The sequence below is a fragment of the Frigoribacterium sp. Leaf263 genome (assembly GCF_001422285.1).
Lineage (GTDB): Bacteria > Actinomycetota > Actinomycetes > Actinomycetales > Microbacteriaceae > Frigoribacterium.
Map to the genome: position 1 here is coordinate 527,814 of NZ_LMMO01000001.1, position 23,900 is coordinate 551,713.

General features: G+C 71.6%; 25 protein-coding genes. 13 read left to right on the forward strand and 12 right to left on the reverse strand.

All coding sequences use genetic code 11. The annotated features are described in order from the left end of the window. Positions 1-7: 7 nt before the first annotated feature. The 5 genes from ASF17_RS02430 to ASF17_RS02450 all read right to left on the reverse strand — a co-directional run bounded on the left by ASF17_RS02430 (position 8) and on the right by ASF17_RS02450 (position 4,944). Positions 8-1,144, reverse strand: a complete 1,137-nt coding sequence (locus ASF17_RS02430; RefSeq protein WP_235476313.1) for an adenosine deaminase family protein — start codon at positions 1,142-1,144, stop codon at positions 8-10. Beyond that, positions 1,144-2,211 carry an extracellular solute-binding protein gene (locus ASF17_RS02435; RefSeq protein WP_055794837.1) on the reverse strand — a complete coding sequence of 356 codons (1,068 nt, stop codon included), beginning with the start codon at positions 2,209-2,211 and terminating at the stop codon, positions 1,144-1,146. The genes ASF17_RS02430 and ASF17_RS02435 overlap by 1 nt, the downstream gene beginning before the upstream one ends. A 107-nt stretch (positions 2,212-2,318) precedes the next feature. Next, on the reverse strand, positions 2,319-3,329 hold the full coding sequence (locus ASF17_RS02440) for an ABC transporter ATP-binding protein (RefSeq protein WP_055794839.1): 1,011 nt from the start codon (positions 3,327-3,329) through the stop codon (positions 2,319-2,321). After that, complete coding sequence (locus ASF17_RS02445) at positions 3,326-4,123, reverse strand: ABC transporter permease (RefSeq protein ID WP_235476315.1); 798 nt, start codon at positions 4,121-4,123, stop codon at positions 3,326-3,328. The genes ASF17_RS02440 and ASF17_RS02445 overlap by 4 nt, the downstream gene beginning before the upstream one ends. Beyond that, the gene (locus tag ASF17_RS02450) at positions 4,120-4,944 is read right to left on the reverse strand and encodes an ABC transporter permease (protein ID WP_235476316.1); all 825 of its coding nucleotides are present in this window, start codon (positions 4,942-4,944) and stop codon (positions 4,120-4,122) included. The genes ASF17_RS02445 and ASF17_RS02450 overlap by 4 nt, the downstream gene beginning before the upstream one ends. Positions 4,945-5,159: 215 nt before the next feature. Here ASF17_RS02450 and ASF17_RS02455 point away from each other — a divergent pair, with 215 nt between their 5' ends. Continuing rightward, positions 5,160-6,164 (forward strand): LacI family DNA-binding transcriptional regulator, encoded by a 1,005-nt coding sequence (locus ASF17_RS02455; RefSeq protein WP_055794841.1) that lies wholly within the window; start codon positions 5,160-5,162, stop codon positions 6,162-6,164. Between the two features lie 15 nt (positions 6,165-6,179). Here ASF17_RS02455 and ASF17_RS02460 read toward each other — a convergent pair whose 3' ends face one another. From ASF17_RS02460 to ASF17_RS02470, 3 genes are read right to left on the reverse strand one after another with little or no spacing between them, the layout of a single operon-like run. Continuing rightward, positions 6,180-6,779: a hypothetical protein gene (locus tag ASF17_RS02460; protein WP_055794843.1), complete on the reverse strand. Its 600-nt coding sequence runs from the start codon at positions 6,777-6,779 to the stop codon at positions 6,180-6,182. Between the two features lie 2 nt (positions 6,780-6,781). After that, entirely contained in the window at positions 6,782-7,087 is a 306-nt protein-coding gene (locus tag ASF17_RS02465; protein ID WP_055794845.1) for a protealysin inhibitor emfourin, read from the reverse strand. Between the two features lie 52 nt (positions 7,088-7,139). Next, positions 7,140-8,186 carry a M4 family metallopeptidase gene (locus ASF17_RS02470; protein ID WP_055794847.1) on the reverse strand — a complete coding sequence of 349 codons (1,047 nt, stop codon included), beginning with the start codon at positions 8,184-8,186 and terminating at the stop codon, positions 7,140-7,142. Between the two features lie 51 nt (positions 8,187-8,237). Here ASF17_RS02470 and ASF17_RS02475 point away from each other — a divergent pair, with 51 nt between their 5' ends. Further along, positions 8,238-8,777: an adenine phosphoribosyltransferase gene (locus ASF17_RS02475; RefSeq protein WP_055794849.1), complete on the forward strand. Its 540-nt coding sequence runs from the start codon at positions 8,238-8,240 to the stop codon at positions 8,775-8,777. Positions 8,778-8,787: 10 nt separating this feature from the next. Here ASF17_RS02475 and ASF17_RS02480 read toward each other — a convergent pair whose 3' ends face one another. Beyond that, positions 8,788-9,522 (reverse strand): M50 family metallopeptidase, encoded by a 735-nt coding sequence (locus tag ASF17_RS02480; protein WP_055794851.1) that lies wholly within the window; start codon positions 9,520-9,522, stop codon positions 8,788-8,790. Between the two features lie 151 nt (positions 9,523-9,673). Here ASF17_RS02480 and ASF17_RS02485 point away from each other — a divergent pair, with 151 nt between their 5' ends. The 4 genes from ASF17_RS02485 (at position 9,674) to ASF17_RS02500 (ending at position 14,447) form a co-directional block, all read left to right on the forward strand. Further along, complete coding sequence (locus ASF17_RS02485) at positions 9,674-10,123, forward strand: VanZ family protein (protein ID WP_055794853.1); 450 nt, start codon at positions 9,674-9,676, stop codon at positions 10,121-10,123. Between the two features lie 93 nt (positions 10,124-10,216). After that, complete coding sequence (rpsO, locus tag ASF17_RS02490) at positions 10,217-10,486, forward strand: 30S ribosomal protein S15 (protein WP_055794855.1); 270 nt, start codon at positions 10,217-10,219, stop codon at positions 10,484-10,486. 398 nt (positions 10,487-10,884) lie between these two features. After that, positions 10,885-13,158 (forward strand): polyribonucleotide nucleotidyltransferase, encoded by a 2,274-nt coding sequence (locus ASF17_RS02495; RefSeq protein WP_055794857.1) that lies wholly within the window; start codon positions 10,885-10,887, stop codon positions 13,156-13,158. A gap of 236 nt (positions 13,159-13,394) precedes the next feature. Continuing rightward, positions 13,395-14,447 carry an aldo/keto reductase gene (locus tag ASF17_RS02500; RefSeq protein WP_235476317.1) on the forward strand — a complete coding sequence of 351 codons (1,053 nt, stop codon included), beginning with the start codon at positions 13,395-13,397 and terminating at the stop codon, positions 14,445-14,447. A 32-nt stretch (positions 14,448-14,479) separates the two neighbouring features. Here ASF17_RS02500 and ASF17_RS02505 read toward each other — a convergent pair whose 3' ends face one another. Further along, positions 14,480-15,094 (reverse strand): TetR/AcrR family transcriptional regulator, encoded by a 615-nt coding sequence (locus ASF17_RS02505; protein ID WP_055794860.1) that lies wholly within the window; start codon positions 15,092-15,094, stop codon positions 14,480-14,482. 220 nt (positions 15,095-15,314) lie between these two features. On the opposite strand from ASF17_RS02505, the gene ASF17_RS02510 reads away from it, so the two are divergent. After that, positions 15,315-16,691: a M16 family metallopeptidase gene (locus ASF17_RS02510; protein WP_055794863.1), complete on the forward strand. Its 1,377-nt coding sequence runs from the start codon at positions 15,315-15,317 to the stop codon at positions 16,689-16,691. A 14-nt stretch (positions 16,692-16,705) separates the two neighbouring features. After that, the gene (locus ASF17_RS02515) at positions 16,706-17,308 is read left to right on the forward strand and encodes a histidine phosphatase family protein (RefSeq protein WP_055795584.1); all 603 of its coding nucleotides are present in this window, start codon (positions 16,706-16,708) and stop codon (positions 17,306-17,308) included. 30 nt (positions 17,309-17,338) lie between these two features. Here ASF17_RS02515 and ASF17_RS02520 read toward each other — a convergent pair whose 3' ends face one another. Continuing rightward, positions 17,339-17,842, reverse strand: coding sequence for a GNAT family N-acetyltransferase (locus ASF17_RS02520; RefSeq protein ID WP_055794865.1), 504 nt, complete (start codon positions 17,840-17,842; stop codon positions 17,339-17,341). Positions 17,843-17,894: 52 nt separating this feature from the next. Between ASF17_RS02520 and dapB the strand changes: the two genes are divergently transcribed. Together dapB and ASF17_RS02530 are read left to right on the forward strand one after the other, a co-directional pair. After that, positions 17,895-18,629: a 4-hydroxy-tetrahydrodipicolinate reductase gene (gene dapB / locus ASF17_RS02525; protein WP_055794867.1), complete on the forward strand. Its 735-nt coding sequence runs from the start codon at positions 17,895-17,897 to the stop codon at positions 18,627-18,629. Positions 18,630-18,657: 28 nt separating this feature from the next. Continuing rightward, positions 18,658-19,104, forward strand: coding sequence for a tetratricopeptide repeat protein (locus tag ASF17_RS02530; protein WP_055794870.1), 447 nt, complete (start codon positions 18,658-18,660; stop codon positions 19,102-19,104). A 72-nt stretch (positions 19,105-19,176) separates the two neighbouring features. On the opposite strand, the gene ASF17_RS02535 is transcribed toward ASF17_RS02530, so the two are convergent. After that, positions 19,177-20,082 (reverse strand): TIGR01777 family oxidoreductase, encoded by a 906-nt coding sequence (locus ASF17_RS02535; RefSeq protein WP_055794874.1) that lies wholly within the window; start codon positions 20,080-20,082, stop codon positions 19,177-19,179. A gap of 151 nt (positions 20,083-20,233) precedes the next feature. Between ASF17_RS02535 and thyX the strand changes: the two genes are divergently transcribed. The 3 genes from thyX (at position 20,234) to ASF17_RS02550 (ending at position 23,798) form a co-directional block, all read left to right on the forward strand. Further along, positions 20,234-21,001: an FAD-dependent thymidylate synthase gene (gene thyX / locus ASF17_RS02540; RefSeq protein WP_055794876.1), complete on the forward strand. Its 768-nt coding sequence runs from the start codon at positions 20,234-20,236 to the stop codon at positions 20,999-21,001. A 78-nt stretch (positions 21,002-21,079) separates the two neighbouring features. Next, positions 21,080-22,057 carry a 4-hydroxy-tetrahydrodipicolinate synthase gene (dapA, locus tag ASF17_RS02545; protein WP_055794879.1) on the forward strand — a complete coding sequence of 326 codons (978 nt, stop codon included), beginning with the start codon at positions 21,080-21,082 and terminating at the stop codon, positions 22,055-22,057. Between the two features lie 64 nt (positions 22,058-22,121). Beyond that, positions 22,122-23,798: a ribonuclease J gene (locus ASF17_RS02550; protein ID WP_055794882.1), complete on the forward strand. Its 1,677-nt coding sequence runs from the start codon at positions 22,122-22,124 to the stop codon at positions 23,796-23,798. The last annotated feature ends 102 nt before the right edge of the window (positions 23,799-23,900 follow it).

Sequence of the window (23,900 nt, forward strand, 5' to 3'; positions counted from 1 at the left end):
CCGCGGCTCAGGAGCGGGTCAGCCCGAACTCCGCGTCGAGCGCGGCGATCTCGGACTCGAACCGACCCCGCAGCTCCGCCTTCTCGGCGGGGGGCAGCCAGCTCGCGTCGACCCCGGCCAGGGCCATCGAGCGGACCTGCTCCGCGGTCGCGCCGATCCGCTCGTGGACGATGCGGTACTCGGCGGCGAGCGTCGTCGGGAACATGCCCGGGTCGTCCGACGCCGGGATGACGCGGAGCCCGGCGTCGAGCATCGCCTCGATGGAGGCGCGACGCCAGGGCCGCCAGGAGCGCCGCGACGTCGTCGACACGACCGTGAACGCGACCTGCTCATCGCGCATCCGGGCCACGACCTCGTCGTCCTCGAGCACGTAATAGCCGTGGTCGATGCGATCGCAGCCGAGCAGATCGAGGCAGGTGACGGTGTTCACGGCCGTCGGCGCGTGCTCCGACGAGTGCGCGGTGCGGCCCAGCCCGGCCTCGCCCGCGAGGCGGTAGGCGTCCGCGAAGCGCTCGGGCGGGCCCGAGGTCTCGAGGTTGTCGAGGCCGATCCCCGCGACGTACTCGTGCGGGTGGTCGACGACCTGCCGCACGAGACCGAGGGCGTGCTCGCCGCTCCGGCTGCGGTCGATTCCCTGGATCATCCGACCCGTCATGCCGAAGTCCCGCTCGGCCATCCGGATGCCCTCCGCGTACGCCTCGACGGAGCCGACGTAGCCGAGCGACTCGAGGTGCGGGGGCACGCCGTCGAAGAACAGCTCGAGGTGGCGGGTGCTGCTGCTCCTGTGGGCGTCCTCGAACGCCTCGTAGACGATCCGGGTCAGATCGTCGGCGTCGCGGAGCACGTCGACCACCCAGTTCGACGCCTGGAACAGCGAGTACGACACCGCGGGCTCGTCGGCGCTGCGCCCCTGCGGCACGGGGATGCGCGTGTCGCGGTAGAGCGCCGGGTCGGGCGGCAGCGAGTTGATGTCCGCGAAGATCCGCTCGGGCTCGTCGGGCAGTGCGAGCCCCTCGCGACGGGCCAGCTCGGCGAAGGTGGCGGCCCGCACCGTGCCGATGAGGTGGCAGTGCAGATCGGCCTTCGGCAGCCGGTCGAGGTACGCCCCGGGCAGGGCGGAACCGGTCGTGGTCTCGTCGCCCATCAGCGCGACGTCACCTCGCGGGCGAAGCGGTCGACCCACTCCGAGCGCGTGGGGACGAGCTCGGTCGGGTCGAGCGTGGAGTAGCCGGCGGCGACCGGGTCGGCCGCGATGTCGCCCACGACCGCCTCGATGGTGTCGGGCACGGTGGCCGCCGGGTTGACGGGCAGATCGCCCACGATCTCGGCCGACGCGGTCTGGGCCTCGGCCGAGAGCAGGTAGTCGATGAACCTCTCGGCGCCGTCGACGTTCGCGGCGCCGGTCGGGATCATGGCGCGGTTGGTCGCCATGTAGCGGCCGGTCTCGGGAGCGGTCCACGCGACGGGCTCGCCGGAGGCGACGAGGTCGGTGGCGAAGCCGCTCAGCGAGTCCGCGGCGACGATCTCGCCCTGGGTCAGCAGGTTCGTGACCTCGGTCGACGAGCTGTAGAACTGCAGCACGCCGGGGGCCCACTCGCCCAGCTGGTCGAGGGCCGCGTCGATGTCGTACGGGCCGTCGCCGTACTCGTCGGCCACGCCCGAGACCATGAGCTGGCCCGCGGTGACCGAGATGTCGGGCAACGCGACACGGCCCGCGAGGGCGTCGTCGCCGTAGAGGCTCCACGAGGCGGCCTCGTCGGCGCTGAGCTCGTCGGTCGAGTAGAGGGTGCCGTTCAGCTGGTAGCTGTAGGCGGGTCCGACGTACTCCTCCTCGGTCGCGAAGTCCGCGATCTCGTCGAGCGACGGGACGTCCGAGGCGTCGACCTGCTGGAAGAGCTCGTCCTCCTGGCCCAGGGCGGCGTAGTAGTCCGAGATGAGCATCACGTCGACCTCGGGCTCGCCGCCTGCGAGCTGCAGCTGCGAGAGGCGGTCCGAGTTCGAGCCCGTGTCGACGACGACCTCGATGCCGGTCTCCTCCGTGAACGGGTCGATGACCGCCTCCTGGAACTCCTCGACCCCGAAGGGGAAGGTGCTCACGGTGATCGTGTCGGCGTCGGCCTCTCCGCTGCTCGACGAGCAGCCGGCGAGCACCAGGGTGGTGACGGCGACGCCGGCGACGAGCGCGAGGCGGGTGCGGATGGTCGTGGTCATGATGGTGTCCTTTCGGGGCGGTCTCGGCGAGACCGGTCGGGAGGGTGATGCTGCTGAGGCGAGGGGGAGCGGCCGAGGAGGCGCGGGTCGGCCTCGTCGGGCCGCGGTCAGTCGGCGACGGTGACGAGCCGTGCGGCCGGAGCCTCCACGGTCACCGCGTCGCCGATCGCGATCGACTCGACCCCGGTGCTGCGGACGTCCGAGACGAGGCGCACCTCGGCACCGGCCGCGTCGACGGCCTGCACGGTCACCAGGAGGTCGACCCCGCGGTAGGCGACGTCGGTGACGCGGGCCGCGAGCTGCAGGCCGTCGTGCGCCGCGCCTCCTGACGGGGCGCCCGGTGCGACCGTGAGGTGCTCGGGGCGGACGGCCAGCGCCGTGCCGTCGGCGGTCGTGACGAAGTTCTCGTAGCCGAGGAACTCCGCGACGAACCGGTTGGCGGGGTTCGGGAACACGTGCTGCGGGGCGCCCTGCTGCATGATGCGTCCGGCGCGCATGAGGACCATGTCGTCGCTCATCTCGAGCGCCTCGTCCTGGTCGTGGGTCACGAGCACGACGGTCAGGCCGGTCTCGCCCTGGATGCGCCGGATCTCGGCCCGCATCTGCACGCGGAGGCGCGCGTCGAGGTTCGACAGCGGCTCGTCGAGCAGCAGGAGCTTCGGGCGGATCGCGATGGCGCGGGCGAGCGCCACGCGCTGCTGCTGGCCCCCCGAGAGCTTCTTCGGTCGGCTGGACGCGAGGTGGGCGAGACCGACCAGGTCGAGCGTCTCCATCACGCGGCGCCGGCGCTCGGCCGTGTCGACGCCGCGCAGCTTCAGGCCGTATCCGACGTTGTCGGCGACCGAGAGGTGCGGGAACAGCGCGTACGACTGGAACACCATGCCGAGGTCGCGCTTCTCGGGCGGGGTGCGGGTGCTGTCCACGCCGTCGATGCGGATCGTGCCCGACGTCGGAGCGGCGTACCCGGCGAGCATGCGGAGACTCGTCGTCTTGCCGCAGCCGCTCGGCCCGAGCAGGGTGGTGAGCTTGCCCTCGGCGATCGCGAGGTCGATCGAGTCGACGGCGGTGAAGTCGCCGAAGACCTGGCTCACGGCGACGAATTCTGCTGCGGTGCTCATCTGTTGATGCCTCCGAAGATCTTGGCGAAGCCGACGGTGCGTTCGGCGATGACGGCGATGACGACGGTCCCCGCGAGGATGAGCGTGGCCATCGCCGCGACCATGGGGTCGTAGCTCTGCTGCACGTAGTCGAGCATCGTGACGGGCAGGGTGCGGAAGTCGCGGCTCTGAAGGAGCAGCGACAGGGGCACGTTGTTGAACGAGGTGACGAAGCTGAGCAGCGCGGCCGAGAAGATGCCGGGGCGCAGCAGCGGCAGCGTCACGGTGAAGAAGGCGCGCAGCGGCGAGGCGCCGAGTCCGCGGGCGGCCTCCTCGAGCGCGGGGTCGGCCAGAGCGAGGGAGGCGCCGGTCACCCGGACTGCGTAGGGCAGCATCAGCACGGTGTGCCCGATCAGCAGCACCGGGAAGTTGTCGAGCCGGAACCCGATGACGAGCTGCTGGTACAGGGCGAGACCGACGACGAGCTCGGGCACGATGAGGGGCGAGAGGAACAGCCCCTCGACGAGGCCCTTGCCGGGCAGCCGTCCGCGGTGGATGGCCAGGGTCGCCGGCACCCCGACGGCCAGGGCGAGCACCGTCGCGACGAGGGCCAGCTGCAGGCTCGACAGCAGGGCCGACACGAAGGGGTCGTAGCCGAGCGCGGCCTCGAACCAGCGGAGCGAGAAGCCCTGCGGCGGGAACCGCAGGGTGCTGCCCGAGGTGAACGCGGTGGCGACGACGAACAGGATCGGGACGATCATGACGACGTAGCCGGCGACGGCGAGGGAGCCGGCGACGGGGCGGCGGGTTCTCACGAGGTGGCTCCCTTCCGGGCGACGAGGCTCGAGAGACCCGAGACGGCGAACACGAGCACGGTCATGACGAGAGCGGTCGCGGAGGCGCCGGCCCAGTCGATCGTGACGCTCGAGTACGAGAACAGCTGCGTGGCGAGCATCCGCTGACCGGAGCCCCCGAGCAGGTACGGCGTCGTGTACGCCGTGACCGATCCGGCGAACACGAGGGTCGCGGCGACGACGACGCCGGGCAGCGAGAGCGGGACGACGATGCTCCAGAAGGTGCGGGTCCGGCTGGCGCCGAGACCGCGGGCGGCGTCGTCGAGCCCGGGGTCGACCTGGGCGACGGCCGAGTAGCAGGAGATGATCGCGAGCGGCAGGAAGAGCTGAGTGAGACCGAGCACGATGGCGAGCTCGGTGTAGAGCAGCTGCGGCGCCTCGTCGACGAGGCCGACGGCGACGAGCAGCTGGCCGATCGCGCCGTTCCTGCCGAGCAGCACGAGCCATCCGAACGTGCGGACGACGTTGCTGAGCAGCAGCGGGAAGATCGCCAGCGCCAGGAGGACCCCCGACCACCGCGACGTCGAGCGCGCCAGGAGGTAGGCGACGGGGAACCCCAGGGCGACGCAGATCGCCGTGACGATCAGGCCGAGACCGACCGTGCGGCCGATGATGCGGAGGTCGAAGGGGTCGGTGAGCATCTGTCCGAGCCGGCCGACGATCTCGCCGGCGGTGACCCCGGGAGGCGCGAACAGCATCGCGAGGGACGGCACGGCGAACCCCACGACGAGCAGGAGGAGGCCCGGCAGCAGCAGGAGCAGCGCGGGCTTGCGGGACGTCACGGTGTGCCTCCGATCGGGGCGGCGGGTTCGGATCGCCGACCGGCCCCATCGGGTGAAACCGGTTACATCGACCCTACGGGCGCTCGACGACCGAACAGGTCGGTCCGTGTAAACAACATGTAAAAAGCGCCGCACGATCCGCGAGACCGGTTTCACCCGACGCCCTAGGCTGACGGGATGACGACGGGGTGCCGACCAGACGACGAGGGCCGGGCATGAGCGGCGCGGGGCGGTCGTCGACCCTCGCCGACGTGGCGCTGCTCGCGGGCGTCTCGAAGGCGACCGCGTCGCGGGTGCTCAGCCGCCCCGAGCTCGTCGCGCCCGAGACCGCCGCCCGGGTGCTGTCGGCGGCTCAGAAGCTCGGCTTCGTGCCGAACCGCGCCGCCCGCCAGCTGGCCAGGGGTCGCACCGGCGTCGTCGCCGTCGTCGTCCCGACCCTCGACAACGCGTTCTTCACCCCGATCATCGCCGGCGCGCAGGCGGCGGCGGGCGAGGCCGACCTGCAGCTGACGGTGTCCGTGCACCCGCTGGCCGGCGTCGACGAGCTGACGGCCTTCGAGCGGCTGTCGCACCAGGTCGACGGGTTCATCGTCGTCGCGCCCCGGGGGCCGGACGACGTGGTGCGGGCGGCCATCGCGCACAAGCCCACCGTGCTGGTCGACCGGGAGGTGACCGGCGCCTCCTCGGTGGTCGCCGACACGGCCACGGCCTTCGGCTCGCTCGTCTCGCGCTTCGTCGACGACGGCCGTAGCCGCATCGCCTATCTCGGAGGGCCCGACGGCTCGTGGCAGAACCTCCAGCGGACGGCGGCCGTCGTCGAGGCCGCCCGGGGGAGGGCGGAGCTGATCGTCCTCGGCCCCTACCCGGCCACCTTCGAGGCGGGGGTGCGTGCGGCGGCCGAGGTGATCGCGTCCGGCGTCGACGTCGTCGTGCCCTACGCCACCGCGATCGGTCTCGGGCTGATGTTCGTCCTCCGGGGCCGGTCGCCGGAGGGGGCGACGGGCCGGGGCCCCGGCGGCCCGAGCCCGGTGATCATCAGCTCCGAGAGGATGGTCGTCGACGCGCTCGGCCTCGAGGGCGTCCCGGCGATCGACGTCGACGGCGAGCACCTGGGCCGGGTGGCGGCGTCGCGCCTCGTCGCGGCGATCGCGTCGGGCGCCCCGCCCGAGTCGACGCCCCTCCGTCTCCCGGTGCCGGTGCGCTGGCCCGCCGGTCTCTGACGGGACCGGCGACCGCTACCTGTAGTCGTCCGGCCAGTCGAAGGCGGGAGGCGCGGTCACGGCCTCGCCCGTCGGGGCGAGAACCAGCGCGATGTCGTCGAAGTCGCCCAGGCGGATGCCGGCCGGATCGCCGCCGTAGCGCGAGCCGCCGACGAAGGTGGTCAGCGTGTAGCCGTCGTCGGCGCCGAGCGAACCGATGCTCGTCGCGTCGAGGTGGACGTCCCATTCGGTGAACAGCTGACCGAGCACGAGCGTCTCACGACGAGGCGACTCGACGTGCACGATGCCCGTCGTATCGTGCGTGTGCAGCGGGGCGGCGAAGCGCGTGTCGGCGTCGTGGCCGATGTCGCCGGGCACGGTGACGGACTCGCCGTCGACCGTGATCGACAGGTGGCTGTGGACGTGCATCGCGAGATCCTCGCCCCAGACGTTCGTCAGGCCGGCCTCGGCGGCGCGCTCGGGGCGGTCCGCGACGGCGGGGACGGGCCAGGGAGGCGCGGTCTCCGATCCCGAGACCCGGTTCGGCAGGCCCGACTGCGCGACCGCGATGGACACCCCGCCGCCCACGAGCGCGAGCGCCGCGACGAGGCCGAGCACCCGGGCCGACGCCACCATGCTCAGCGGCCTTCCGGGCGGGCGGCGTCGACGGACGCCGTCTGCTGCACCCGGTCGACGAGCTCGCGCCACGGGCCCGTCACCTCGCTCTCGGGCAGTCTCGCCTTGCGGCGCGGACGCGTGTCGGCCGAGATCAGGTAGACGAACCGATCGGGCTGCACGCCGGCGACCCGGGAGCCCGCGGACGACCACGGCACGTGGTCGAGCAGGACGAGCCACGCGTCCGTGTCCGGCTCGGCCTCGACGTCGACCTGCCACGTCCGGGTGAGACCTGCGAAGCCGCCGGTGCGCTGCACGGTCACGATCATGGCGCGATGCTACTCCGCCGGGTCGGGGATCCCGCCGGGGCGGCGCCGCCCTTCACGCGACGGGCTCGACCCCCACCCCGCGCCACCCCGAGATGGTCGCCGCGGCCTCGGAGGAGTCGACGCCGTAACGCGCTTCGGCGGCCGTCACGGTCGCCGCCGCGAACACGGCGAACGTGGCCGTCGGAGGCAGCCCGCCGCCCGTGAGGGAGTCGAACCAGATCCGACCGGCGCGCTCCCAGGCGAAGCCGCCGAGCGCCTGCGCCGTCAGGAAGAAGGCCCGGTTGGGGATGCCCGAGTTCAGATGCACGCCCCCGTCGTCGTCGGTCGTGTCGACGTAGTCGTCGAGGTGGGCCGGCTGCGGGTCGCGACCCAGGACGTCGTCGTCGTACGCGGTCCCCGGGGCGCTCATGGACCTCAGAGCGCGACCCTGCACGTCGGGCAGGAACAGCCCCTCGCCGATCAGCCACGTGGCCTCGTCGGCCGTCTGGCGGAACAGGTGCTGCTCGACGAGGGCGCCGAAGACATCGCTGACCGATTCGTTGAGGGCGCCCGACTGGCCCTGGTAGACGAGGTTCGCCGTGTACTGCGTGAAGCCGTGCGCGAGTTCGTGCCCGATCACGCTGACCGACGCCGTGAAGCGCCCGAACACCTCGCCGTCGCCGTCGCCGAAGACCATGCGCTCGCCGTTCCAGAAGGCGTTGTCGTAATCCCGGCCGTAGTGGACCGTGGCGTCGAGGGGCAGTCCCCGGCCGTCGATCGACGACCGCCCGTAGACCTCGTCGAAGAGGGCGTACGTCGCGCCGAGAGCGTCGTACGCCTCGTCGGCGGCCACGTCGCCGGTGGCGGGCCCGCCCTCGTCGCGCACCCGGCGTCCGGGCAGCTCCTCGGCGCCCTCGGCGTCCGAGATCGAGCGGTCGAGTCCGTCGGCCCTGCCCGGCGCGTCGACGGCCGAGCGGACGACCGGGGGAGCGGCGTTGCGATCGACCCCCGACATCGCGAGCAGGCCGTTCCGCGCGGCGCGGGGTGCGCGGTGCAGGCGCGGCGACTCCGCCGCAGCGAGGTGGGCGAGCAGATACGGGGGAACGATGAAGCGCGTCATGGGAGCACCCTGGCACCGGCCACCGACAGCGCGCCCGGTACTCTCGGACGAATGTCCTCCTCCGACGTCTCCGCCCTCCTCGACGACCTCATCGCCGTCGTCCCCGACTTCCCGAAGCCGGGCATCCTCTTCCGCGACGTCACGCCGCTCTTCTCGCACGCCGACGCGTTCGCCACCGTGACCACGGCGCTCAGCGAGCCCTTCGACGGGTCGTTCCAGGCCGTCGCCGGCATCGAGGCCCGGGGCTTCGCGCTCGCCGGCGGCATCGCCATCGAGCAGGGCGTCGGCGTGCTGACCGTCCGCAAGGCGGGCAAGCTCCCCGGCGAGGTGCTCAGCGAGAGCTACGCGCTCGAGTACGGCGAGGCGACCCTCGAGCTGCGGCCGAGTCAGCTCCCCGCGGGCACCCGCGTGCTCGTCGTCGACGACGTCCTCGCCACCGGCGGGACCGCCGAGGCGACCGTCACCCTGCTCGAGCGAGCCGGATACGAGGTCGTCGGCCTGGCCGTCCTCCTCGAGCTCGACGGTCTGGGCGGACGCGACCGGCTGGCCCCGCGCCTCCCCGTCCACGCGCTCGGATCCGCGCCCGCCTGATCCGCTCGCGTCAGCCGAACGACCGGGCGAGCTCCAGGGTCTGCGGGAACAGCAGCGCCGCCGAGCCCCCGAGGCAGGCCAGCGAGACGAGCACGAACACGCCCACCCAGACCACGCCGGGCACCCGGGTCAGCGCGGCGAGCTGATCGGCGTCCGACCCGGTCGTGCGCGATCGTCGCCGGCTGCGCTGCAGCTCGAGGCAGGCGCGCAGGGCGCCGAAGCCGAGCACAGCCGTCAGGGCGACCCCGAAGGCGCTCTGCCACGGCGGCGTCGCCGCGAACGTCACCCCGACGACGAGCGCGACCCCGACCAGCACCACCCACAGTCCGAACCAGTTGCGGATCTGCACGAGCATCAGGGCGAGCAGCAGCAGGAGCGCCCAGAGGAGTCCGGCCGAGTACCCCGCCGAGAGCAGCCAGGCGGCCCCGAGCGAGGCGAGGGCCGGCGCGGTGTAGCCGGCGAGCAGGGTGACGACCATGCCCGGACCCGTGCGCGGCCCGCTCGAGACGGTCAGCCCCGACGTGTCCGAGTGCAGGCGGATGCCGGACAGCCGCCGACCGGTCAGCACCGCCGCGAGACCGTGCCCGCCCTCGTGCACGACGGTGACGGCGTGCCGCACAATCCGCCAGACGCCGGGGACGAGCACGGCGACGAGGCCGGCCGCGACGGACGCGAGCAGCCACGGCAGGGGCAGCGGCGGCGCGACGAGGGCGATGCGGGTCCAGAGGTCGGTGACGAGGTCCACGCGACGAGCCTAGGAGGCGCGGTGCGCGCCCCGCCGACACCGCGCCTCCCACGGTCCGCGTCTCCACCCCCCGGTCCGTCCGGGTCGTCCTCGGGGATGATCTCCCGCCGCGGACCCCGGCTCCTCAGGTCGCATCCGTCACCATGGGGTCATGCGTCGCGCCGTCCTCCTCCTGCTCACCCTCGTCTATCTGGCCGGGGTCGCCTGGATGACCCTGCGGCCGAGCGTGTACGGGTCCGGCACGAGCGAGCTGCTCTGGCGGGCGCTCGACGTCTTCGCCCGGCACGACGAGACGTCGTGGATCACCTTCGCCCGCGTCGAGGCGGCCGCGAACGTCGCGATGTTCGTGCCGATGGGCATGTTCCCTGCCCTGCTGCTGCCCAAGCGCCTCTGGTGGTCCGGCATCGTCGTGGGCTTCGCCGCGACCGTGGCGATCGAGTGGTACCAGGCGACGTATCTTTCGGCGACCCGGTTCTCCGACCCGCAGGATCTCGTGATGAACACGCTGGGTGCGGTCATCGGCGCCGCGTTCGTCGGGCTGGCGCTACCGGGCCGTCGTCGTCGGGCGTCCCGAGCCCGTTCCGCGGCCCCCGTCTGGTAAGCTCCTCAGGTTGCCGTCTGAACGGCCGCGGAACAAGAGAGCTCGCACATCCGGTGACGGGCACCGCGCAACGAACTGAAAGGGGATCCCTCCATGGCACTCGCACCTGACGTCAAGACCCGGATCATCGAAGAATACGCGACCCACCCCGGCGACACCGGATCCCCCGAGGTCCAGGTCGCCATGATGACGCAGCGCATCCTCGACCTCACCGAGCACCTCAAAGAGCACAAGCACGACCACCACTCGCGTCGTGGTCTGCTGCTCCTCGTGGGTCAGCGCCGCCGACTCCTGGGTTACCTGTCCAAGGTCGACATCGAGCGTTACCGCACGCTCATCGGTCGCCTCGGACTGCGCCGCTAGTCTTCGCGCTCCGTACGTCTCGACGACGGCCCCTCTCCGTACACGGAGAGGGGCCGTTCTCTCGTTCCGGGGCCGTGGGCCGGTCGACGGACGGTCGGCGCGCCCCGGCGCGCCCGGCCGGCAGCCGCGGTCCCGTCATGCCCGGGTGCTAGGATCGCGCTCGGAGCAGGCCGGTACGGCTGCTGGTCACCGGTGGTGGCAGGCGGAATGCCCCGATCAGCGCATCGAGTCGCGATCGGAGGCGGGGTCCGACCGTCTTCACTGTTGGCCAGACGTGCCACCGCCTCCGTCGCGTTGCTGCACGTGCATGTCCTCATGCCGTCCACGCCGCCCGCTCCCGGTACGACATCGAGGCCCACACGGGGCATCGATTCAAAACAAAGAGGAGAAACCCCCACATGGAGGGTCCAGAGATCAAGTTCGGCGAAGCCGTGCTCGACAACGGCAAGTTCGGCAAGCGCACCATCCGATTCGAGACCGGCCGTCTCGCCCAGCAGGCCCAGGGAGCCGTCGCCGCCTACCTCGACGACGACACCATGCTGCTGTCCGCCACCAGCGCCAGCAAGAAGCCGAAGGACAACTTCGACTTCTTCCCGCTGACCATCGACGTCGAAGAGCGCTCGTACGCCGCGGGCAAGATCCCCGGCTCGTTCTTCCGTCGTGAGGGTCGCCCCTCCACCGAGGCCATCCTCGTCTGCCGTCTCATCGACCGGCCCCTGCGTCCCTCGTTCGTCGAGGGTCTCCGCAACGAGGTCCAGGTCGTCATCACGGTCCTCAGCATCGCCCCCGACGAGTTCTACGACGCTCTGGCCATCAACGCGGCCAGCGCCTCGACCCAGATCTCCGGTCTGCCCTTCTCGGGTCCGATCGCGGGCGTCCGCCTCGCGCTGATCGGCGACCAGTGGGTCGCCTTCCCGAAGGCCTCGCAGCTGGCCGACGCCGTCTTCGACCTCACGGTCGCCGGTCGCGTCGTCACCGATGCAGCGGGCAACGACGACGTCGCGATCATGATGGTCGAGGCCGAGGCCACCGAGCACGCCTGGGGTCTCATCCAGGGCGGCGCGACGAAGCCCGACGAGGCCGTCGTGGCCCAGGGTCTCGAGGCCGCCAAGCCGTTCCTGAAGCAGCTCGTCGAGGCCCAGGCCACGATGGCCGCCCAGGCCGCCAAGGAGATCGCCGACTACCCGGTCTTCCTGCCCTACACCGACGAGGTCCTCGAGGCCGTCACGACCGCCGCGGGCACCGAGCTCGCCGAGGTCTACAAGATCGCCGGCAAGATCGAGCGCCAGGACGCCGACGACGCGCTCAAGGCCACCGTGAAGGACGCCATCGCGGCGAAGGTCACGGCGGGCGAGCTGCCCGAGTCGGCCAACGGCCAGGTCGGCGCCGCCTACAAGTCGGCGACGAAGAAGGTCGTCCGCGACCGCATCCTCACCGAGCAGATCCGCATGGACGGTCGCGGCCTCGCCGACATCCGCCCGCTCGACGCCGAGGTCCAGGTCATCCCGCGCGTGCACGGCTCCGCCATCTTTCAGCGCGGCGAGACCCAGATCATGGGCGTCACCACGCTGAACATGCTCAAGATGGAGCAGCAGATCGACTCGCTGAGCCCGGTCACCAAGAAGCGCTACCTGCACCACTACAACTTCCCGCCCTACTCGACCGGTGAGACCGGCCGGGTCGGTTCGCCGAAGCGTCGCGAGATCGGGCACGGCTTCCTGGCCGAGCGCGCGCTCGTGCCGGTGCTGCCGAGCCGCGAGGAGTTCCCCTACGCGATCCGCCAGGTGTCCGAGGCCCTCGGCTCCAACGGCTCGACGTCGATGGGCTCCGTCTGCGCCTCCACCCTGTCGCTGCTGAACGCCGGTGTGCCCCTCAAGGCCCCCGTCGCCGGCATCGCCATGGGTCTCGTCTCCGACGAGGTCGACGGCCAGACGCGCTACGCCGCGCTGACCGACATCCTCGGCGCGGAAGACGCCCTCGGCGACATGGACTTCAAGGTCGCCGGCACGTCCGAGTTCGTCACGGCCATCCAGCTCGACACGAAGCTCGACGGTCTGCCGACCGCCGTCCTCGACGCCGCGCTGAAGCAGGCGAAGGAGGCGCGCACCGCCATCCTCGGCGTGCTCAACTCGGCCATCGACGCGCCCGACGAGATGGCCCCGACCGCGCCCCGCGTGATCTCGGTCCAGATCCCTCAGGACAAGATCGGCGAGCTGATCGGCCCGAAGGGCAAGACGATCAACTCGATCCAGGACACCACCGGCGCCGACATCAGCATCGAAGAAGACGGAACCGTCTACATCGGTGCGGTCGACGGCCCCTCGGCCGAGGCGGCCCGTGCCCAGGTCAACGCCATCGCGAACCCCACCAACCCGGAGGTCGGCGAGCAGTTCCTCGGAACCGTCGTCAAGATCGCCTCGTTCGGTGCCTTCGTGTCGCTGCTCCCCGGCAAGGACGGCCTGCTGCACATCAGCGAGGTCCGCAAGCTCGCCGGCGGCAAGCGCGTGGAGAACGTCGAGGACGTCCTCGGCGTGGGTCAGAAGATCCTCGTCGAGATCACGAAGACCGACGACCGCGGCAAGCTGTCGCTCGCCCCGGTCATCGCCGAGACGGCCGACACCGACTCCAGCGGTGCCGCCGAGGAGTCCAACGACACCTCGGTCGACATCTAGGGTCCATCCCTCCGACGAGCCCGTCGCGACCTCGTGTCGCGGCGGGCTCGTCGGCGTCCGGGGCGCCGACCGGGCCGGCCGGCCGGCGCCCTGCGGCGCGGACGATCCTTCGCGTAACGATTCGGTGCGGCGACGGACGCGATGCGCGCCGGAGCCGTACTCTGACGATGAGGTGCAGACCCCGGCGCCCGTCCAGCTCAGACGGATCGGGGTGCGCCAGCGGAGGAGGAGCGTCGGTGACCGACTCGACGGCCACGTCCGCGCAGGCGGCTGCCGCGGGGCGTTCCGTCGCGACGAGCCGCGGTCAGGCGCCCGGCCGACCGCCCGCGGTCGATCAGGCCACCGTGCCCGTCGATCTCGGCGTCATCCAGCCCCGCCGTCGCCTCGGCACGTCCGATCTCCGGGTCTTCCCCCTGGCGCTCGGCGGCAACGTCTTCGGTTGGACGGCGGATCAGACCGAGACGCGGTCCGTGCTCGACACCTACTTCGATCTGGGCGGCAACTTCGTCGACACGGCCGACTCGTACGCCGGCGGCCGGAGCGAGATCATGATCGGCTCGTGGATGCGCGAGCGCCGGTCCCGCGACGACATGGTCGTCTCGACCAAGGTGGGCAAGAGCGCCGACCACCCCGGGCTCACGCCGAAGGCGATCGAGCGGGCCGTCGAGGCCTCCCTCGAGCGTCTCGGCACCGATCGCATCGATCTGCTCTACCTCCACGTCGACGACACCGAGGTGGCGTTCGAGAGGACCCTCCTCGCCGTCGACCACCTCATCCGGGCCGGCAAGGTCCGGTACTTCGGGGGATCGCACCACTCCGGCAACCGTCTCTACGAGGCGCGGATCGCCGCGGGGATGCTCGGCGTCGCGCCGATGGTCGCGCTGCAGAACCAGTACAACCTGCTGAACCGGGGCGAGTACGAGAAGGGCCTCGCCCGGGTCGCCGCTCAGCTCGGTCTCGGCGTCATGCCGCGCTTCGCGCTGGCCAGCGGATTCCTGTCGGGCAAGTACCGCACACGAGCCGACTTCGCCGGTTCGCAGCGCCGTCCCGACCTCGCGAAGCATCTGAACAAGCGCGGACTCCGGGTCCTCCACGAGCTCGACCGCATCGCCTCGGTGCACGAGGTGTCGACGGCGGCGATCTCGCTGGCGTGGCTGCTGACGAAGCCGAACGTCGTCGCGCCGGTCGCGAGCGCGACCAACGCCAAGCAGGTCTTCGAGCTGACGCAGGCCGTGCGCGTGCAGCTGACGCGCCTCCAGGTCCTCGACCTCGATCGCGCCTCGGCGTAGGAGCGGGGCGGGCCGAGGAGGCGCGGAGCGCGTCAGGCGGAGAGCAGCCGTTCCGCCGTGCGCCTCAGGGCCGCGGAGGCGGCGATCGCGTCACCGGCGTACGCGCCGACCTCGGCGCCGTCGAGGGCCAGCTGGAAGTCGTCGGCGGCGTCGCCGGGCATCGGGTGGCCGGCGCTCTTGAAGAGCTCGACGAGTGCGTCGGTGAGCCATTCCCGATGCTCGTTGATCGCGATCCGGACGGGGTGGGTCGGGTCGCTGAACTCGGCGGCCGCGTTCGCGTAGGCGCTGCCGCGGAACCGCGGATCCTGGAGACGGGTGGCGGACGCGTCGACGAGGCGGCGCACGGCGTCGACCCCGTCGCCCGCCGAGGCGACGATGGCCGCCAGGGTCTCGACGTCGCGTTCGTGCCGGACGGCCAGGAACTGCAGGACGAGCGTGTCCTTCGCGCCGAAGTGCTTGTAGAACGTGGCCTTCGTCACCGACGACTCGGCGATCAGACGGTCGACGCCCACCACGCGGATGCCCTCGTCGTAGAAGAGGCGGTCGGCGGTCGTGAGCACGCGGGCCCGAGCGCCGGGAGTCGTCTGGTCGGCACGAGGGCGGCCAGGGAGACGCTGGACGGCCGGTTGGGGGGAATCGACCGTCACAGCGTGGCTCCTTGGGACATATCGGCTTAGAGCCGCGTGGGGGACGCGCGCTCCGGACCGCATGACATGTCCGACCAGCCGCCGCGGTCGTCTCTCGTGGGGGGACGGGTCGACCGCGGTAGACACGACTGTAACACCGATGAGGACAGACGCACCCGTCTGTTTGTCCGCATCACGTCCCCCACTTCGGGTGTCAGGGGCGAGCGGTAGGCTCGCACCGATGAACGGACCGGTCCCGCTGCCCCTCGACGAGGTCGAGCTCTCCTTCGACGCGACGGGCGGTTCCCTCGTCCGACGGACCGTCCTCCCGACGGGGCTGCGCATCCTGAGCGAGAGCATGCCCGGGGCCCGCAGCGCGACCGTCGGCTTCTGGGTCGCCGTCGGCAGTCGCGACGAGGGCGAGGGTGACCGCGGGTCGACCCACTTCCTCGAACACCTCCTCTTCAAGGGCACCCCGACCCGGTCGGCGCTCGACATCGCCGTGGCCTTCGAGTCGGTCGGGGGCGAGCACAACGCCGCGACCGGCAAAGAGAGCACCTGCTACTACGCGAGGGTCCGCGACGTCGACCTCGACGACGCCGTCGACGCGCTCGCCGACATGGTCACCTCGTCCGTCCTCGATCCCGGCGAGTTCGAGACCGAGCGCGGGGTCATCCTCGACGAGCTCGCGATGGCCGACGACGACCCGAGCGACGTCGGCGGCGAGCGTCTCTTCGAGTCGGTCTTCGGCGACCACGCGCTGGGTCGACCCATCGGCGGGTCGCCCGAGAGCATCCGGGCGGCCTCGCGTGACGAGGTGCACCGCCACTACCTGCGCACCTACCGACCCCGAGACCTGGTCGTCACGGTCGCCGGGGCCGTCGACCACGACCGCCTCGTCGATCGCCTCCGCGTCGCCATGACCCGCTCCGACTGGTCGACCGACGCCGCCTCCCCGGTGGCGCGGCGATCGGCGTCCGACCCCGGTGGCGAGGCGGCTCCCCGCCAGGGCGAGCCGCTCGTCGTCGTGCGTCGACCCCTCGAGCAGACCACGCTCCTCCTCGGCGTCCCGGGTCTGCCCGTGACCGACGAGCGCCGCTCGGCGATGGCCGTGCTGAACTCCGTCCTCGGCGGCGGCATGTCGTCGCGCCTGTTCCAAGAGGTGCGCGAGCGTCGCGGTCTGGCCTACTCCGTCTACTCGTTCGCTCCCAGCTACTCCGACGCGGGTCTGTTCGGCCTGTACGCCGGGTGCGCGCCGGCCAACGTCGGCGACGTCGCGCGTCTCATGCTCGAGCAGCTCGACGCCGTCGCCACCGATGGCATCACCGCCGACGAGCACCGTCGGGCCCTCGGTCAGCTGGGCGGTGCTGCGGCTCTGGCGCTCGAAGACAGCGACACCCGCATGAACCGCCTCGGGCGCGCCGAGCTGTCGATGGGTGAGTTCGTCGACCTCGACGCCTCCCTGACGCGACTCGCGGCCGTAGCCCTCGACGACGTCCGCGATCTGGCGGCCACGCTGCGATCGGGGCCGTTGTCGACCGTGGTCGTGGGCGAGGTCGACGAGTCGACGCTGCCCGTGCCCGCGACGACGTCCGCCTCGTCGTCCGTCCTTCCATGAATCAGGAGACAACGGTGTCCCACTACCTCTACCTCGTCCGTCACGGCGAACAGCAGGACGCCGAGCACGGGCTGCCCGACGGTCCGCTCTCCGAACGCGGCAAGCGGCAGGCGCGGCTGATCGCCGAGCGCCTCGGCGGGGTGCCTTTCGACGCAGCCTGGCACTCGCCCCTCGAGCGCGCCGCCGAGACGGCCCGCATCATGACCGAGCGCCTCCCGGCGCTCGAGTCGCAGCCCTCGACGCTCCTGTTCGACTGCGTCCCGTCCGGGCCGACCCCCGACATGCCCTCGTCGTACAAGCCGTTCTTCGGCGGGGTGACCGAAGAGGAGATCGAGGCGGGTCAGGCGCAGATGGCCGACGCCGTCTCCGAGTGGCTGACCCCGGCCCGCGAAGACCGTCACGACCTGCTGATCACGCACAACTTCGTCATCGGCTGGTTCGTCCGAGAGGTCTTCGGCGCTCCGGCCTGGCGGTGGATGGGCGTCAACCAGGCCAATGCCGGTCTGACCATCATCCGCGTCCGCTCGGCCAAGCCGCCGGAGCTCGTCACCCACAACGACCTCGGCCATCTGCCCGTCGAGCTCCGCACGGGCCTCCCGGTCGATCAGTCCATCTGACCCCGTCGCGGGCGGTCCGTCAGCGACCCGTCAGCGGACTGGCCGGCCGTACCACGACGTGGCGTTCGGATTGTCGTTGTAGGGCTCGATGAGCGAGTAGCCCGCGGCGCGGTACAGTCCGCCGGCCGCCTCGAGGCTGTCGTTCGTGTCGAGGACGAGCTCGTCGGCCCCGAAGGCGATCGCACGTCGCTCGAGCTCGACGAGCACCTGGCGACCGAGTCCGCGCCCGCGGGCGTCGGGACGCACGAACAGGTGCTTGACCTCGTAGCGCACGCGTCCGTCGGGTCCGCTCTCGAGACGGCGGACGCCGCCGCACGCGAGGGCGCGGACGGCCTCGTCCGGCGCCTCGGCGTCGTCGTCGGTCGTCACGACCACGAAGACGCCGGCCGGGGGAGTGAAGGTCGCATTGACCGGGTTCGCCGTGTGATAGCTGCCCTGCGTCACCGGGAACGTCGCGGCGCGCTCGGCGAAGTACTCCGACAGCAGCGAGGAGGCGGTGGTCGAGCTCACGGGCATCTCGCGGAATCGAGGCATCCCCCGATCGTATTCGACGGCCCGGCGGTCGTCGCGCCGGTAGGTTTGGCTCATGACTTCCCGCATCGCCGTCGTCGGGGCCACGGGCACGCTCGGCGGCTTCATCGTCGATCTGATCGAGCGGACGCCCGATCTCGAACTCCACGCCGGGCTCTCGTCGAGAGACGATCTCGACCTCGTCGTCGGGGCCGATCTCGTCGTCGACGTCACCCACCCCGCGGTGAGCCCCGGCATCGTCGAGCACGTCGTGCGCGCGGGGCTGCCGGTGCTCGTCGGCACGTCGGGGTGGAGCGCCGAACGCATCGCCCGACTCCGCACCGTGGTGGCGGACGTCGCGGGCCCGGGCGTCCTCGTCGTGCCGAACTTCTCGCTGGGCTCGGTCCTCGCGACCCGCTTCGCGACGATGGCGGCCCGGTTCTACGAGTCGGTCGAGATCGTCGAGACCCACCACCCGGCGAAGGCCGACTCGCCCTCGGGCACGGCCGTCCGCACGGCCGAGCTGATCGCCGAGGCGCGTCGCGACCTCGGGCCGGTGTCGGCCCCCTCGTCCGATCAGCGCGCCCGCGGACAGCAGGTCGCGAGCGTCCCCGTCCACAGCCTCCGCCTGCGCGGCGTGACCGCTCGTCAGGAGGTCGTCTTCGGCGGCGAGGGGGAGACCCTCACCCTCACGCACGACACGCTCTCGCAGCGTGCCTACGAGCAGGGTCTGCTCGTCGCGATGGGTGCCGCCCCCTCCGTCAGCGGGGTCGTCGTCGGCCTCGACAGCGTGCTGCCGCTCGACCGATGACGGCGCTCGCCTCCCCGCAGGCCACCCGGTGAAGGGTCGTATCGGCGCCCTGGTGATGGCCGCGCTGCTGGTGCTCTACATCGTGCTGGTCGGTCAGCGCGCCCTGGCGCTCTTCGCCACCGGAGAGGGGGTCGCCATCGGTCTGGGCGTCGGTCTCGTCATCCTGCCGCTGCTCGGGGTGTTCGCCCTGGTGGCCGAGATCCGCTTCGGTCTCGCGACGCAGTCGATGGTGCGCGAGCTGCGTGACGCCGGCGAGCTGCCCGTCGACGACGTCCCCCGGCGACCGTCCGGCCGTTACGACCGGGTCGCCGCCGACGCCGCGTTCCCGGCCTATCGCGAGGCGGTCGAGGAGTCTCCCGACGACTACCGCGCGTGGTTCCGGCTCGGTCTCGCCTACGACGCCTGCGGCGACCGCCGCCGGGCACGGCAGGCGATCCGCTGGTCGCTGACGCTGAGGCGTCGCGGGCCCTCCTGACGCGTCGGCCCCCCGGTCGGGGTCGTCGCGATCCGCGCCTCCTCGGGTCCGACGACGGCGGACCGGGTCGGGTCAGAGACGAGCGGTGAGCGCGTCGACGGCCTCGTCGACCGTCGTGTGCCGGAACGCGAACCCGTCGGCCAGCAGCTTCTCGGGGACGACCTGCTGGCTGGGCAGGAGCAGCTCGCGTCCGGCCTCCCGCATCGCCGTCGAGATGACGGACTCCGGCACCCGCAAGGCGTAGGGCCGCTTCAGATCGTGCGCGAGGCGACGGGTGAGGGCGTCGCTCGTGGCGGGGGTGGGTCCGGCGAGGTTGACGGGCCCGGCGAGGTCGGAGGTCATGAGGTGGACGATCGCGGCGGCCTCGTCGTGGAGGCTGATCCACGGCCAGAACTGGTCGCCGGTGCCGAGACGGGACCCGAGTCCGAGGCGGGTGAGCGGGAGGAGGGGCGCGAGGGCGCCGCCGGGGCCCACCACGAGACCCGTCCTCAGGGTGACGACGCGGACGCCGTCCGGCGCCGTGTGCGCGGTGCGCTCCCACTCGTCGACGACGTCGCTGAGGAACCCCGTCCCGCGGGCGCTCGCCTCGGTCAGCCGGTCGCCCGGGCGATCACCGTAGATGCCGACGGCTGATCCGCTCAGGAAGGTCGCGGGCGGCGTCGAGGCCGCCCGCATGCCGGCGACGAGGGTGCGGGTGGCGTCGACCCGCGATCCGGCGATCTGCTTCTTGTAGCCGTGCGTCCACGGCAGACGGCCGAGGGAGGCGCCCGACAGGTTCACGACGACGTCGGCGCGGTCGAGGAGGGTCGTGTCGATCACGCCGGCGGAGGGGATCCAGGTGAACTGCGACTCGTCTCGGGGCTCGCCGCGGACCAGTGAGAGCACGGTGTGACCGGCGGCGCGCAGCTGGGCGCCGAGCTCCGTGCCGATCAGGCCGGAGGCTCCGGCGACGAGGACCGTCCGGGGGGCGTCGTTCATGGTTCCTGCTCTCGATCGGCGGGGCGCACGGGCGCGCCCTCCTCGGGAGCCTAGGCGCGCCTCCTCGGTGACGACCGGGTGCCGAGGAGGCGCGGCGCCGGTCGCTCGCGCGCCACCGGCCCGTCCCGGGTCCGGTTGTAGAGTCGACGCCGTGACCGATGCAGAACCCCTCGCCCCGTCCGCCCCCGAGCCCGCCGTCGAGTTCCGCTCCGACGTGACCGTCGAGCTGGTTCGCTCGAGCGCCCACGACTCCGACGTCCTCTTCGCCGCGCGCGTGTCGACCATGGGGGAGCTGACCCTCGAGGGCGCTCAGGCCTCCGCCGACGGCGCTCAGGCGACCAAGGGCGCCGGGCTCATCAACTACCTGATGCGCGATCGCCACGGTTCGCCGTTCGAGCACAACTCGATGACGTTCTACGTCCAGGCGCCGATCTTCGTCTTCCGCGAGTTCATGCGGCACCGCATGGCCAGCTACAACGAGGAGAGCGGGCGCTACCGCGAGCTGAACCCGGTCTTCTACGTGCCCTCCGAGCACCGCAACCTGCAGCAGGTCGGCAAGCCCGGCGCCTACGACTTCCTGCCCGGCACGCCCGAGCAGAGCGCGCTGGTCCGCGCCGAGACCGAGCGGACGTCGCGCGAGGCGTACACCTCGTACAAGCGCATGCTCGACGCGGGCGTCGCCCGTGAGGTCGCGCGCATCGTGCTGCCCCTGAACATCTACTCGTCGATGTACGTGACGGTCAACGCGCGTTCGCTCATGAACTTCCTGAGTCTCCGCACGAAGCGCGAGGGCACGCACTTCCCGTCGTTCCCCCAGCGCGAGATCGAGATGTGCGCCGAGAAGATGGAGGACATCTGGGCGGAGCTCATGCCCCTGACCTACGCGGCCTTCGGCACCAACGGACGCGTCGCACCCTGACACCCGGCCCGGCGGGGGCGGGCCGACGCACCGGCCCGCACCCGCCGGTCGTCCGACCGGAGCCAGTACGCTGTCTCCGTGTCGAACATCAGCAACCCCTTCGGTCAAGTACTCGTCGCCCTCGTCACCCCCTTCACCGCCGACGGCGAGGTCGACTGGCCCGCCGTCGAGAAGCACATCGACGACTGCATCACGGCCGGGGCCGACGGCATCGTCGTGACGGGCACCACCGGCGAGACCAGCACGCTGACCGACCCCGAGAAGCTCCGGCTCGTCGAGGTCGGCAAGTCGGTGGCCGCCGGCCGCGCCAAGATCATCACGGGGGGCGGGTCGAACGAGACCGCCCATGCGATCCAGCTCTACAAGGCCAGCGAGAAGGCCGGGGCCGACGGCGTCATGATCGTCACGCCGTACTACAACAAGCCGACCCAGGCCGGCGTTCTCACCCACTTCCGCATGATCGCCGACGCGACCGACCTGCCGGTCATCCTCTACGACATCCCCGGGCGCACGGGCATCCCGATCAAGTACGAGACCCTGCTCCGGGCGGCGAAGCACCCCAACATCGTGGCCGTCAAAGACGCCAAGGGCGATTTCGCCGAGGTCAGCCGGGTGCTGAACCAGACCGACCTGCTGTACTTCTCCGGCGACGACGCCAACGTGCTGCCGCATCTCGCCATCGGCGCGTCGGGCCTCATCGGCGTCACCGCCAACATCGCCGCCGCCCCGTACCGCACGATCATCGACGCGGTGAACGCCGGCGACCTGCACACGGCCACGCAGGCGCACCAGATGCTCGAGCCGCTCGTCCGCGCCGTCATGACGCACGTGCCCGGGACCGTCGCCGCCAAGTACATCCTCCACGGCCTCGGCCGCATCTCGAGCCCGCGCGTCCGCCTCCCGCTCGTCGGTCCCGAAGACAGCGAGGCCGCGCTGATCGAAGACGAGCTGTCGCACGTGGGCGCCATCCCGGGTCTCGACCTCAGCCGCTTCCGACCCGATCGCAACGCCGCAGCGGGCGGGGCGCTGCCGAAGGTGCACGGCACGACCCGCTGAGCCGCGCCTCCTCGGTCCCGTCGTCCCGTCGGGTGCGATCCTCTCCCCATCATCGAAGGAACAGATGTCCACGACGATCCAGATCCCGCCGGCGCTCGAGAGCGGAACGCTGCGGGTGATCCCCGTGGGGGGTCTGGGCGAGATCGGTCGCAACATGACCGTCTACGAGATCGACGGCAAGCTCCTGGTCGTGGACTGCGGCGTGCTCTTCCCCGAAGAGCACCAGCCGGGCGTCGATCTGATCCTGCCCGACTTCTCGCCCATCCGAGACCGCCTCGACGACATCCTCGCGGTCGTCCTGACGCACGGGCACGAAGACCACATCGGAGCCGTGCCCTACCTCCTGCGACTGCGCGCCGACATCCCGCTCATCGGGTCGCAGCTGACGCTCGCCCTCATCGAGGCGAAGCTCAAAGAGCACCGCATCAGCCCCTACACGCTGACCGTCGCGGAGGGCGGGCGCGAGACCCTCGGCCCCTTCGAGCTCGAGTTCGTCGCCGTGAACCACTCGATCCCCGACGCCCTCGCCGTCGCGATCCGGACCTCCGCCGGTCTCGTGCTGCACACGGGCGACTTCAAGATGGACCAGCTGCCCCTCGACGGGCGCATCACCGATCTTCGTGCCTTCGCCCGGTTGGGCGAAGAGGGCGTCGACCTGTTCCTGCCCGACTCGACGAACGCGGACGTGCCGGGCTTCACGGCCCTCGAGCGAGACATCGGGCCCGTGCTCGACGACGTCATCCGGCGCGCTCCGAGGCGGGTCGTCGTCGCGAGCTTCTCCAGTCACGTCCACCGGGTGCAGCAGGTCCTCGACGCGGCCCACGCCAACGGTCGGCGCGTGGCCTTCATGGGCCGGTCCATGGTGCGCAACATGGCCATCGCCGCCGATCTCGGTTACCTGAGCGTGCCCGACGGCGTGCTCATCGACGCCAAGAAGGCACGCGACCTCCCCGACGACCGCATCGTGTACATGAGCACGGGGTCGCAGGGCGAGCCGATGGCCGTCCTCGCCCGCATGGCGAACCTCGAGCACCAGATCGAGATCGGCGCCGACGACACCGTCATCCTCGCCTCGAGTCTCATCCCCGGCAACGAGAACGCCGTCTACCGCGTCATCGACGGGCTGACGAAGCTCGGCGCGAAGGTGGTGCACAAGGGCAACGCCAAGGTGCACGTCTCCGGGCACGCCTCGGCGGGCGAGCTCCTCTACTGCTACAACGTGCTGCGGCCGAAGAACGTCATGCCGGTCCACGGCGAGCACCGGCACCTGTACGCCAACGCGGCCCTCGCCGTCCGGACGGGAGTCCCCGAGGCGAGCACCATCCTGGGGCAGGACGGCGTCGTGGTCGATCTGCGAGACGGCGTCGCCCGTGTCGTGGGTCAGCTCGATCTGGGCTACGTGTACGTCGACGGGTCGACCGTCGGCGAGATCACGGACGCCGACCTCAAAGACCGGCGGATCCTCGCCGAGGAGGGCTTCATCTCGGTCTTCGTGGCCATCGACGCGGCGACCGGGCGAGTGGTCGTCGGACCCGAGATCCAGTCCCGGGGCTTCGCCGAAGACGAGCGGGTCTTCGATGACGTCGCCCCGAAGATCGTCGCCGCCCTCGCCGAGGCGGCCGAGAACGGGACCCGCGACACCCACGCCTTCAGCCAGGTCGTCCGACGGACCGTCGGTCGGTGGGTCAACACCCAGCACCGCCGTCGCCCGATGATCGTGCCGGTGGTCATCAGCGCCTAGGCCGTGGCCGGTCGCGGCCCAGCCGGTCGACGGCCCCGGCGGAGCCGCGGCGGGCGGGCCCCGTGGCTGACACACGCGACCGCATCCGACCGGCGTCGGTGG